Raw genomic sequence first — 12,794 nt, 5'->3', positions numbered from 1 at the left:
GGAGGATGAAAAATAAAGGGGACGAGAACCTTGAGCAATTGAAGAAAATCCTCTTCAAGTTATTGGCTAATTGGTATTGGGTAGTAGCGTCATTAATTATTTCGGTGTCCATCGCTTTTGTGATGAATAGGTATGCGACTCCGATTTATAGTGTTAGCTCACAACTATTGAGCAAGAAGTGGGAAAAAGGCCATTCACCATTGGATGCGATAAGCGGGGACTACCTATTTCGAAAGACACCTGATATCAATCAAGAAATAGCCTTAATTAATTCGACATTTAATATAAATGAAACGCTTGAGACACTTGATTTCGGAGTGAGCTATTACACTAAAGGAGATGTTCGTCTCACAGAAGTGTATCCAGGTAAGCCCTTTGAGGTTGAAGTGGACAGAGAGGAAAGCGGTAATCGTATCCCGTATGGTACCATGTTTCTTTGTGAAAAAGAATCAGACCAAGAGTTTGTATTGGGAACCGAAGATCAAATTTGGGCTACAGTAGTAGAGGGAAGGAAATTTAAATTCGACAAGTGGTATGAATTGAACGGTTTTCGTTTTCGGATTAAAGGGTACAATTATAAGAAAGCTGATGATGTTGACTTACTGTTTCAAGTCAATAATCGCAGGGCAATGATCAACCATTATCAATCCAGACTGAATATTGGTTGGGCATATAAAAACTCTTCCATTATCCAAATCGGAATGACAGGGGCAACACCTAGAAAAGATGTTGATTTTCTGAATGCATTCTTTTCGGTTGTGATAAGAAATGGTCTTAAAAATAAAAATGAATACGCTACACAAACTATTTCTTTTATTGAACAACAGCTTGGGAATTTGAAGGACTCTTTGGCTGGATACGATCAAGAAATAGATCTTTTTAAAGTAGAAAATTTTGAATATATCGAAGGGTCCAAAATCGTTTTTGAACGACTCAAGCTTTTGTATGAAGAACAGCTGAAGTTAGGGTTAAGCGAAAAGTATTTAGATTATGTAGAGAAATACCTGAAGGAAAAGAAAGGTAATAATAATGCTTTCGCTCCAGTTATTCTACCTGATCAATTTCCTTTACTTGACAAATTGTTGACTGGATATATCGAGGCAAAAATGACTGAAGAGTATGTCCGGAATAAGGGGAATAGGAATAATCCGTTATTGGGTCGTGTTAATCAACCCCTGGAAGAGTTTGAGAACAACCTTTTGGAGCATATTACGGAGCTGAGAACTCAGCTTGGAAAGCAGACTGCCGAGAATAGATTAAATATAGAAACATTAAAAGGATCCGTTAGAGAGTACCAACTGACAGGAAGGGCTTTGCATAAACTGCAGAGAATAATTGGGCTTAATGAAAAGACGATTGACCGTTTGTTGGAAAAGCAAATGGAACTAAGTATAGCGAGAGCCAGTACAACGTCCGACTATGAAGTGGTAAGGCTACCTTCTGTTGGAAGGTTTCCTGTTGCGCCTAATCGCAAAAGAACTTTTCTTGTTGCAATTTTGATCGGATTGGGTTTGCCCATCGGGATACTGTTTCTGCTTGATTTGTTGAATACACGTGTTCAGTATAAGGAGGATGTTCTGGATAATACGGAGGTGCCGATATTAGGGTATATTGGACATTCTAAATCCAAGGCTCAATTAGTGGTTAGCGATAACCCTAAATCAATGATCGCCGAACATTTCCGTGGCTTACGCGCTAATCTACAATATTACTTTAAGAGGATTGACGGTATTAGAGCGAAAACCATCCTTTTAACATCTTGGATTAGCGGGGAAGGTAAGTCGTTCTGTTCAATTAACTTAGCAAGTGTTTATGCTCTTTCTGGAAGCAAGACATTGATTATTGGTGCTGACTTACGAAAACCAAAACTGTCAAGTTATATGGATGTGGAACAACCAAAAGGGCTTAGTGATCTTTTGGCGGGGCTCGTAACAGTAGATGAAGTCGTGGTAAAAGCGAAAGAAGAGAACTTGTGGGTTTTGCATGGTGGTACCATACCTCCTAACCCTGCTGAGCTTTTGGTAAACGAGCGAGTGCAAATTTTAATGCAGGAATTGAAAGAACAATTTGACGTAATTGTAATAGATACACCACCATTAGGATTGGTTTCGGATACTTTTGAATTACTGAAGTATGCTGATGTAAACCTTGTGGTAGTAAGACAAGATGTGTCACATAAAGCTTCGGTTAAGCATTTACAAGAGCTTAACGAACAAGGTAAATTCCGTGATGTTTCCATCGTTTTCAACGGGATTAAAATAAATAGAACTAAATATGGAAGTTATGGAGGGGTAAATGGTTATGGTTATATAAAAGAAAATAGTTATTACTACGCCGATACGAAATCATAATTTTTTTGTGAAATGAAGATCTCCATCATAACTGTTACCTACAATAATGTTAAGACATTAGCTGACACGATTGACTCTGTATTACAACAGGATTATGTTAGTTTAGAATATATTATTGTAGATGGGGGCTCAACCGATGGAACGGTTGAGCTGGTAAGGGATTACGGAGACAAAATTTCAAAGTTTGTTTCCGAGCCTGATAACGGAATGTATGATGCTATTAATAAAGGCATAGAATTATCATCAGGAGAGTATGTGGGTTTGGTTCATTCTGATGATTTCTTAGCGTACCCACAGTGTGTTTCTGATATCGTTAACATACTAAAAGACTCTCAAACTGATTCTTTGTATGCTGATTTAGAGTATGTAGATGCGGAGAATACCGAGAAAGTAGTCAGGAATTGGAACTCTGGACCTTATTCTAAGAAGAGATTCTTATGGGGTTGGATGCCCCCGCACCCTACGTTTTTTATTAAAAAAGATTTAGTGAAAAAATATGGAGGGTATCGTTTAGATTTTGGTAGTGCCGCTGATTACGAATTTATGTTAAGGTATTTATACCGTTTTGAAGTATCCGCATCATACCTATCTAAGGTAACAATGAAAATGCGGAATGGTGGAATGAGTAATGTGTCATTAAAGAATAGAATAAAAGCGAATAATAGTGATCATCGTGCGTGGATGGTTAATAACTTAAAGCCATATTTCTTTACTAGATATTTAAAACCATTATCGAAGGTCGCCCAGTGGATTGGATAATATTTTTTCTGAGTAATAAAAAATTGGTTATTCGTTTTTTTTAGATCTTAATTCGATTGAAATTTACACTAAGCAATTATTATTTGTACTTTTGCTTAGTTGATTTCGGAAAAATCTATACTTAGTTATGGAATCGGTAATTTATGATCCTGAATTTCAAGAGGTTGTGAGGTTAGTGTTAGTCGGGGGACTCTCTTTTGTGTTAAGTTACGTGAGTATTCCTGTTATATTAAAGGTGTCGGAGATGAAATCTTTGCACGCTCAGCCTAATGATCGGAGCGCCCATTCTACGGCGGTGCCTAATCTAGGAGGTGTAGCGATATTTATCGCTGTAACACTGTCAATGTTACTTTTTGGCACAGATGCTAAAGTAAATAACTATGTTATGGCTTCCTTGGTCATTCTCTTTTTTATAGGGATTAAAGATGATATACTGGTTATTGATCCTTTAAAGAAGTTGATAGCCCAGATACTAGCCACGTTTATCTTAGTTTATTTTACGGATATACGGATTACAAGCTTTTTCGGTCTCTTTGGGTTGTATGCCGTGCCGGAACCAGTAAGTTATTTAGTGACGACACTTACTGTTGTCGTGATCGTAAATGCATACAATCTCATTGATGGAGTTGATGGATTAGCGGCTACATTGGCTATTGTAATGTCTTTGTTTTGTGGCGTTTGGTTTTATGTTGTAGGGGATTCTAATTCGGCATTACTATCTATTTCGGTTAGTTTCGCCTTAGTGAGTTTCTTGAGGTTTAATTTTTCAGATAAGAATAAGATCTTTATGGGCGATACAGGTTCGCTTATTACAGGTTTTCTTCTGGCTTTTCAATTGACCCGGTTTATTCAGCTTAACGATATGGTTACTGATTACCGTTTCCACAATGCACCTATTATTGGTTTCGTTTTATTTATGATTCCGCTTTTTGATTTGTTGAGAGTTTTTATCTACCGACTTAGTAAAAGGATGTCCCCGTTTTCTGCGGATAAAAATCATGTTCACCATTTTTTGCTTCAGTTAGGTTTGTTACATAGACAAATCACAATTACTCTTGCAATTTTTCAACTGGTAACAATTGTGATCTTGAGTATGATTATAGAAACTGTTTCCATAAATGCGTCATTGGTATTTATTGTGACCTTGTTTGTGCTGTATTACGCAATAGTGAATACTAATTCAATGAACACCAAAGGATCCAGAACAAGGCGTTGGGTTTGGAGAGGGCGTAAAGTGCTTAGAACATTTCAAAAACCTTAATAGGTTAGTTTCGTGTTATAAGGGAAAAGCCTATGATAATGAAGGACGTTCCCGGGATTACGGTTTTTGTCTGTAACTCGTCGAAGTGTAAAAAAAAGGGAGGGAAAGATCTTTACCGAGGATTGAAGAAAGACGTAAAGGAAGAAGGTCTAAAATCAAAGGTTAAGCTTCAGAAGACTGACTGTACCGGAAACTGTAAATTAGCTCCTGTTATAAGTCTTCAGCCGATGAATATTTGGTATGGAAAGGCTGATGACGAAACGAAGGAGGAGATAATGAGAAAAATCAGGAAAGAAATTGAAAAAGAGGGAGCTTAAGGCTCCCTCTTTTATTTTATGCGATATAAGATTCAAGAATCGTGAATTCTTCTGAAGTAGGGGTCAACTCCACTTCGTTTGTGTTTGCGGGGAGTAAGAGGCACTCACCCTTTTGAAGTGAAACTTCACCGTTTCCTGTTTTAATAGCCATTGATCCGTCCAAACAAACGTAGATTACGAAAGATTCAAGTTGTTGGTAATCCAAAGCTACAGGCTCGCTAAACGAAAGCTTGTTAGTAGTGAAGTACGGGCAACTGACCAAACCAACGGTTTCGTTTTTCTTTTGCTCATACGGTGTTTTGTATTCTTCGTAAAAACCAAAGTCAATAGCGTCAACGGCTTGGTCGTTGTGAAGCTCTCTTTTGTTGCCTTCGTCGTCAGTTCGGTCGAAGTCGTAGATTCTGTAAGTGATGTCCGAGGTCTGTTGGATTTCAGCTACAAGAATCCCTTTGCCAATGGAGTGGACACGACCGGCTGGCAAGAAGAATACGTCTCCGTCATAAACATTCTCTTCATTGAGAATATCCATGAGTTTTCCGTTCTCCAAGCTCTCAAGGTACTCTTCCTTACTAACCGGCTTGTTGAACCCGGCGATAAGCTTGGCGTCCTTGTCGGCTTGCATTACGTACCACATCTCGGTTTTGCCCTTTGAGTTGTGGCGCTCCATGCCCAATACATCGTCTGGGTGCACTTGAATAGAGAGATCGTCGTTTGCGTCGATGAACTTCACTAGCAATGGAAACTCATCACCGAAGCGCTCAAAAATAGGGTTCCCCAAGAGTTCCCCTTTGTATTCTTTGATAAGTGATTGTAGGTCCTTGCCTTTGAGAGGGCCTTCTGACACAACGGATACGTTTCCGTTTACGCCTGAGATTTCCCAAGTTTCACCACAGTTAGGTAGCGATCCGTAGTCTTTGCCCAGAACCTCCTTTATCTTGTTTCCGCCCCAGATTTTGTCTTTGAAAATCGTTTCGAATTTCAGCGGATATAGTTCTTGTCTCATTTGAAATATTATTGTGTTAAAAAATTTTATACTTATTTGAGTTGCCCGTTTTCTCTATCCTTCTTGTCATAGTGAAAACTGAGCAGTGAGAGCAATTCTCCAATTGGTTTTATGCCACGCTCATCTTCTTCGCTGATCTTTTTGCCGTTGAGCCTGAGTAGAAGAAATCCGAACATAGCGTTTAAACAGACTTGGACGGGCGTGATGTTTTTGTCTGGGTTCAGTTCTGATAAGCGTCTGATTTCGAGCCTACAGATAGCGAAAACCGCCCGGTAATCCGAATCGTTTCCAAGAAGTTGGATGTGTAAATCGTCAAGTTCGGAGACTAACGCTTGTGTGCTTTGGAGGTGCTGGCCGGGGTTGGAGTCAAGCCCTTCAGCCTTCATTTTTTCCAAAAAATCAAGATACTGGGCTTTTACCTCATTACGTTCTTGTTGCTCCACCGGAAGGTGCTTAAGCACGTGCTCGTATATCAAGTCTATATCAAAGTCAAAAGCACGAATCAACTCTTCGGTTTGGTAGAGTTTTACGATGCGCTCAGCGATGTTTTTATCTTTCCAGCTTTTGTTAGGGATCATTGCGTTAGATTTTGTGCGAATATCGCAAACATCGAGTACCTAACAAAGCTGAGGTTTTAGTAAGTAGTAATCTTATTTGAAGTAATATTTTGATAAAATAATGAAATTGTTAGCTGTTAAGAACGTTTTTTGATTCCCTTGAGTTGTTAGCTGGAAGGTCACGGGTAAGTACAATCCCGGAGAGGCGTAATCAAATTCAAGGAGGTGAAGGTGTCAGTTGAATCGAGGCTGTTTTATCGGAGTGTTTTTGTTACCATGGCATTTGTCGGAGTGCTTTGGCTGGTAACCGGTGTGGAGTGGGCTACAAAGTCTGATTTTGGTTTTCTGGGGATTTTGCCACGGAGAATAGAAGGGGCTATTGGGATTTTTACCGGACCATTGATTCATGGTAGCGCATCACACCTTTTCTCGAATACTTTGCCTCTGGTGATTTTGGGAATCGGTCTTTTTTATATTTATGACCGTATCGCATTTGAGGTTTTTGCTTGGATTTATGTGAGTTCGGGTTTCTGGGTGTGGTTATCGGCCAGAGAGGCTTATCATATCGGTTCCAGCGGATTGGTCTATGGGATGGTGACATTTCTGTTTATGGTAGGGCTATTACGTAGAGATCCGAAATCGATTGCGGTTGCGATGATTGTTTTCCTTCTTTACGGGGGGATGATCTATGGATTAATTCCCGGAAATGGGGATGTGTCTTGGGAGTCGCATTTGTTTGGGGCCTTGTCCGGAGTATTCTGTGCGTTTTATTATCATAGATATAAGACAAGAAACCGCGTGACCAAAGTTGTGGCGGCGCTTGGTCCGCACGTTGAACCGCCACTTTCTAGGCATAATCATACATTGCCAGGGGGGCTGGAGATGCGTTATGTTTACCGAAAATCGGAGGAAAAAGAAAAGGATAGACGGAAACCCTCGGATGGACCAGAAGAGTCTGGGATTAAGTGATAACTTTAAGGTTCAAACCATAGATTTTTGAAGATGAAAATAGTTTTTCTTGACGCCTCCTCGGTTGGGAAAGTGGATACTTTTCAGCTGTTGGAGGATTTGGGTGATTTCACTGCATATGAGCTTACCGCTCCAGAAGACACTGTGGCTAGACTTCAAGGTGTAGACGTTGCGATAACCAATAAGGTTGTTCTGGACGCTGAGGTTATCAGCCAATGCCCAGATTTGAAATTGATCTGTATCTCCGCCACAGGAATGAACAACGTAGACTTGGACTTTGCGAAAAGCAAAGGCATTCCCGTCAAAAACGTTGCGGGCTACTCAACAGAAAGTGTCGCTCAGGCTACTTTCGCAATGTTGCTGAGTTTGGCTAATCATATTCGAAGTTATGATGATTATGTGAAAAGTGGCGATTATACTAGCTCTCCGTTATTTACCCATCATGCGGGAACCATTTATGAGCTGAATGGCAAGCGCTTCGGGATTATTGGTTTGGGTGCGATCGGTAGGCGAGTGGCGAAGCTTGCGGAAGCTTTTGGCGCTGAAGTCGTTTATTATTCAACCTCGGGCAAAAACAATAATCAAGAATACGCTTCTTTGTCGTTGGATGAGCTATTGGAGACTTCTGATGTTGTATCGATTCACGCACCATTGAATGAAAATACCGACAAGTTGATTGGTGCGCAGGCGCTTGGAAAGATGAGAAATTCCGCAATTCTGCTGAATGCAGGTAGAGGCGGAATTGTGGATGAGGAAGCTTTGGCCGAGGCTATTGACAATGGAAAAATTGCGGGTGCGGGCATCGATGTTTTTGAGCGGGAGCCTATGCTTGCGGAGAATCCGTTGTTGAAAGTTGAGAATAAAGACCGTTTGGTTTTGGCGCCACATGTTGCTTGGGCCAGTCGCGAGGCTAGGAATAAATTAGTGTCTTTAGTCTCGGAAAATATAAAGAGCTTTATTTCTGAGAAATAAGCGAAATGTTCCAGCGGAGAGGGTATGGAAAGGGGAGGCTTATGAAGGTTTCCTCTTTTTTGCGATAAGGAAGTAAGGATTATTATCGTATTTTTACTCTACAGACATCAGGCCGACAGGCCAAATGCTTTTTTATAATTGTGAGAGAATTGATTTTCGAGAAAAATATAAGGGTTCTGGCATGGATGTTTTTTCTTCTGTGCTTTTTTGGTCGACTAAAATCATTTGCGTCCGATAAGGCTATTGTGGCCATAAAAGCTGAGAGTTTCTTTAAGCAAAATGATTTAGGGAAGAAGTCCTTACAAAAGCTCCTTGTCGCCGAGGAGGAAGTGGGCTTTGTGCTGGATTTAAATAATGGAAGGCTCTTTACGGATGAGCGGACTCGAAATTTTATGGAAGTGGTTTTGTCGCTTGGTGAAAAAAAGGGTCGAATTTATTTTTTTATCAAAGGACGCTCTTTGCTCAAAAGGATTGGCGATCAGATCTTAGAGCGGGATAACGCTGTCTTTTACGCTTGGGATGGTGTGGAATCATCGAAAGCGAGCCAAGGGCTGAATTATTTATGGGATGATGCCTTTTCGGTAAGGTTAACGAAAGACGGATATACATTGCGGGCTGGCGAAAAGTCGTCGCGGATTTTTGTTTTGGAGAATCATGAAAATCTAACGTCTGCTCAAGATTATGTCAATGTTTGGAAGATAGTCGGAAGGAAACCGAACGTTATCATAGGGGATTTTTCGGAATACGATAGGTTCAAGGAAATCTGTTCGAAATTAAATGCGAAGAAAGAAGTAAACGGAAGAGTTGTATGCAATGATCTGGATCTCAAGAATGTGAAATGGGAATCTAGTGACGCTATTTCAACAGGTGAGTTTAGTTTTCCGGTTGATGGCCAGAAAAAAACATATGCAAAGCCTTATAAGCGTGGGTTTGTTTTTTCTCCAAGTAAGATTTTCGCCCATAAGGACAGCTTTTGGCATGTGAGGGCGATAGAAATGAAATTGAAAGATAGTCTTTATGCCAACTATAAGCTTGACGGTAGTGCCCAAGATTTGAAGGGAAATACATTGCCAGTATTGTTTAGGCCTTCCTTTGTCGATGAGGCGGTTCGGGGAAAAGTAGCTTTGTTCTCTTCACGAGATAGACTTTCCTTGCAAAATGAAAAAGGAAGGGCTTTGTTGATGGAAGAAGCCCTGTCGTTAAGCTTTTGGTTCAAGGTTAAGCATTATCCTAGCGGAGATAATAATTTGGCGTTTTTTCGGAGTAAGGAAGGTCAAGGGTTTGGCGTAAAATTACGTAAACGAAGACCTGTTCTGTTTTTAGGTACTGAAGAGCAAGAATCGGAAATTACGATTGATTATGGTTGGCACCATGTAGCGTTAAGTCTTGACGCTGACGAGTTGACATTTGTGCTGGATGGAGCGGCGTCTTTGAGAATCAAGGATACAGAAAAGGCTTTTCCTTTTGAGGGCGATCTTGTTTTTGGCGCTGTGGAATCGACGGTTTTCTCGGGTTATCTAGACGATGTGAAACTGCACAAGAGGGCGCTTTCTGTGACGGAGCTGAAGCGTATGATGGAGTTGGAAGAAAAGAAACCGTCATTGGAGGCTGACTTGGTAGGTTATTATCCTTTGAGAAAAAACACTGAGTCATATTTGGGTAAAGCGCTTAATGGTAAACCGAATAATATTGATTTTACGTCTGATGACCGTTTTGGGGAGGTTGCGAGGTTCGAGAAGGATTCCTCTTTTATAGATTGTGGCCATGATGCTGTTTTTGATATAAATAATTGCCTGACCGTCACGGCTTGGGTGAAACCTACGTTGTTAAACGATCATATAGCCATTGTCGGCAAAGGCTATTCGTATTCGGCGAAATTCTGGAATAAGAAAATGTTGTTTACGACGACCTTTGTGTCAGATCATTACGGAGCTTCAAGCCGCATGAAGTTGGACGAGTGGCAACACGTTTCTTATGTTTTTGACGCAGGTGATCGGATTCGGTTCTATTATAATGGTGAATTGGTTCATGAATCCATAGCGTCACCGATAAATTCCTCGGATAATTCTTTTCTGATTGGGAGTAACCTGTGGGGGCAGTATTTTAAAGGGAATATGACTGAATTGTGTCTTTGGAACCGTTCGTTGTCAACTGATGAAATCAAAGAAGTTTATCGTAGGACGAAGGATGGAGGTCCCGTTTTCAGAATTCCGGAAGTAATACCGCCTGACGAGCCGGAAACGCAGACTGACGATACTATTTTAGTTGTTTCGGGCGGAGTGTTGCTTCTGTTTGCTGCCTTCTGGTTTTTTTATAAAAAGAAAAATAAAGAGCGGAACTCCGACAAAGTAGCTGAAGTCGAAAAGCCAATAGCTAAAGTAGAAAGGAAGATAAACGGTAATTCGCTTGAGTTTTTCGGTGGCTTTAAGGCGTGTGATGCGACAGGAAACGATGTCTCCAGGAAGTTCACGCCAAAATTGAGAGAGCTTTTCCTTTTGATGTTTTTGGAAGGGCGGATGTCAGGGAAAGGGATAAGCTCCAAGCGGATTAGCGATACACTCTGGGCTGGATACCCCGAAAGCAGTGCCAAAAACAGCCGTTCTACTTACATGAGAAACCTTCGGGCAGTGTTATCGGATTTTGAGGGAATCGAGGTTGTGTTTGAGAATAAGTACTGGCAAATTCAAGTTTCTGAAAAGGCTTTTTGTGATATTGAAGTTCTCTGGTCTTTGCTTCGGGATGGTTTGGATTGGAGTAATGGCGTGGGGGAGTCAGAGTTGGACGCTTATTTGGAAGTGTTGCTGAAAGGCAAGTTTTTGCCATCATTAGAAGCTGAATGGGCAGATTCGTTCAAAGCGAATTTGGCGGATAAAGTTACGGATCTTTGCGATTTCGTTTTGGCTTCGGATTTATATGTTGAAGACCGGAAAATGGCAATAGCGAAAGCTCTTGAAAATTATGACTCGCTGAACTACGGAGCGCTAGCGTTCAAGCTTTCGTATTATGTGAATCACCGAAAGCGTTCGGTTGCGGTTAAAATTTTCGAAAAATTCGTAAAAGAGCATCATGATTTTTATGGCTATGAGCCCGAGTTAACCTTCGAAGAAGCGCTTCGTGGACCAACGGAACGTGTTTAGGTAGATTTACCCCTGAGTTACCCCTTATTTACCATATAAAATACCCCTTTCGATACTCTATTGCTGAAAATTCTAATCGAAAAGAATACAGATATGAGTAGAGAAAGAAGAGACTTCATAAAGAATATGGGCTTGGCGGGGCTAGGTTTGGCCTTGGCGCCCGAATTGGCTTTTGCAAAACGTCGTGCAAAAAAGAAAAATGACGGAAAGGTTCGTATTGCTTTTGTTGGACTCGGACGTGGAAGTACTCACCTAAGAAATATCTCTAGAAGATCGGATGTTATTGTTCCCGCTATCTGTGATATAAATCCAGGCGCAATAAAAAGGGGACAGGATATTTTGGCGAAAAATGGACATAAGAAAGCGGACGTATATTCCGATAGCGAGTACGCTTACAAAGACATGCTTGCTAGGGATGATATAGACGGTGTTGTGATTTCTACGCCTTGGCTTTGGCACGTGCCAATGAGTGTGGAAGCCATGAGGCAAGGCGTTTTTGTCGGTGTTGAGGTTTCCGCGGCAAATACGATGGCCGAATGTTGGGATCTGGTAAACACTCACGAAGCGACGGGCACGCCATTGATGATCATGGAAAACGTGTGCTACCGCCGTGATGTGTTGGCGGTGTTGAATATGGTGAGAAACGGAGTGTTTGGAGAGGTTTGTCACGCCCGTTGCGGATACCTCCACGATTTGCGCCACGTTAAGTTTACAGACGGCGAATTTGGTGAAAACGCTAGAGGGGAGGCGCGTTGGCGTACGCAACATTCGCTGCTCAGAAACGCCGATCTGTACCCGACTCACGGTTTGGGACCTATAGCGACCATGTTGGATATCAACAGGGGGAACCGTTTCGTTTCTTTGACCTCAACGGCCACAAAGGCTAAAGGGTTGTCCAATTTCATTTCCAAAACCAAAGGTAAAGACCATAAGAACGCGAACCTTGACTGGAAACTGGGGGATGTGGTGACAACCGTTATCAAAACGGCAAACGAAGAATCCATTATCGTAACCCACGACACTAATTTGCCTAGACCTTACTCGCTCGGATTTTATGTGCAGGGCGTAGACGGATTAGTTGAATTTGACAGGGGTACCCAAAGGATTTATGTGGAAGGGGAAAGCAAGCCCCACGCTTGGGAAGACGCTAACAAGTGGCTTGAAAAATACGACCATAACATGTGGAAATCACATGAGGCTAAGGCCAAAGGAGCTGGCCATGGCGGTATGGACTATTTCTTGGACAACGCTTTTGTGGAAGCGGTCAAATATAACTTGGCTCCGCCATTGGATGTATATGACGCCGCTTCATGGAGCGCTGTGACGCCTTTGTCTGAACGTTCGATCGCCAATAACAGCGAACCGCAATATTTCCCGGACTTTACGAGAGGAAACTGGATAAAAAGAGAGCGCTACTTTGCAATCGACCAAAAAGAGAATGTGTTCAATTAATTAAAACATTAAGCGT

General features: G+C 41.4%; 10 protein-coding genes. 8 read left to right on the top strand and 2 right to left on the bottom strand.

Annotation, left to right across the window (positions count from 1 at the left end; translation table 11 throughout):
* Positions 1-5 precede the first annotated feature (5 nt).
* From AABK39_RS10575 to AABK39_RS10560, 4 genes are all read left to right on the top strand, one after another.
* Positions 6-2,351 carry an exopolysaccharide transport family protein gene (locus AABK39_RS10575; protein ID WP_338391316.1) on the top strand — a complete coding sequence of 782 codons (2,346 nt, stop codon included), beginning with the start codon at positions 6-8 and terminating at the stop codon, positions 2,349-2,351.
* A 12-nt stretch (positions 2,352-2,363) separates the two neighbouring features.
* On the top strand, positions 2,364-3,110 hold the full coding sequence (locus AABK39_RS10570; protein ID WP_338391315.1) for a glycosyltransferase family 2 protein: 747 nt from the start codon (positions 2,364-2,366) through the stop codon (positions 3,108-3,110).
* Between the two features lie 127 nt (positions 3,111-3,237).
* On the top strand, positions 3,238-4,371 hold the full coding sequence (locus AABK39_RS10565; RefSeq protein ID WP_338391314.1) for an MraY family glycosyltransferase: 1,134 nt from the start codon (positions 3,238-3,240) through the stop codon (positions 4,369-4,371).
* Positions 4,372-4,403: 32 nt separating this feature from the next.
* On the top strand, positions 4,404-4,688 hold the full coding sequence (locus AABK39_RS10560; protein ID WP_338391313.1) for a (2Fe-2S) ferredoxin domain-containing protein: 285 nt from the start codon (positions 4,404-4,406) through the stop codon (positions 4,686-4,688).
* 16 nt (positions 4,689-4,704) lie between these two features.
* Here the strand turns inward: AABK39_RS10560 and AABK39_RS10555 are convergent, their stop codons facing one another.
* Together AABK39_RS10555 and AABK39_RS10550 are read right to left on the bottom strand one after the other, a co-directional pair.
* Positions 4,705-5,691 (bottom strand): type I phosphomannose isomerase catalytic subunit, encoded by a 987-nt coding sequence (locus AABK39_RS10555; protein ID WP_338391312.1) that lies wholly within the window; start codon positions 5,689-5,691, stop codon positions 4,705-4,707.
* 32 nt (positions 5,692-5,723) lie between these two features.
* Entirely contained in the window at positions 5,724-6,269 is a 546-nt protein-coding gene (locus AABK39_RS10550; protein WP_338391311.1) for a DUF4924 family protein, read from the bottom strand.
* 255 nt (positions 6,270-6,524) lie between these two features.
* On the opposite strand from AABK39_RS10550, the gene AABK39_RS10545 reads away from it, so the two are divergent.
* The 4 genes from AABK39_RS10545 (at position 6,525) to AABK39_RS10530 (ending at position 12,778) form a co-directional block, all read left to right on the top strand.
* A complete protein-coding gene (locus AABK39_RS10545; RefSeq protein ID WP_338391310.1) occupies positions 6,525-7,217 on the top strand; it encodes a rhomboid family intramembrane serine protease in 693 nt (230 codons plus the stop codon).
* A 33-nt stretch (positions 7,218-7,250) separates the two neighbouring features.
* A complete protein-coding gene (locus tag AABK39_RS10540; RefSeq protein ID WP_338391309.1) occupies positions 7,251-8,189 on the top strand; it encodes a D-2-hydroxyacid dehydrogenase in 939 nt (312 codons plus the stop codon).
* A 458-nt stretch (positions 8,190-8,647) separates the two neighbouring features.
* The gene (locus AABK39_RS10535) at positions 8,648-11,326 is read left to right on the top strand and encodes a LamG-like jellyroll fold domain-containing protein (protein ID WP_338391308.1); all 2,679 of its coding nucleotides are present in this window, start codon (positions 8,648-8,650) and stop codon (positions 11,324-11,326) included.
* A 93-nt stretch (positions 11,327-11,419) separates the two neighbouring features.
* On the top strand, positions 11,420-12,778 hold the full coding sequence (locus AABK39_RS10530; RefSeq protein WP_338391307.1) for a Gfo/Idh/MocA family protein: 1,359 nt from the start codon (positions 11,420-11,422) through the stop codon (positions 12,776-12,778).
* Positions 12,779-12,794 lie beyond the last annotated feature (16 nt).

Origin of the sequence: Fulvitalea axinellae, assembly GCF_036492835.1 — a bacterium.
GTDB lineage: Bacteria > Bacteroidota > Bacteroidia > Cytophagales > Cyclobacteriaceae > Fulvitalea > Fulvitalea axinellae.
This window is presented reverse-complemented; position numbering and strand designations above follow the sequence as displayed.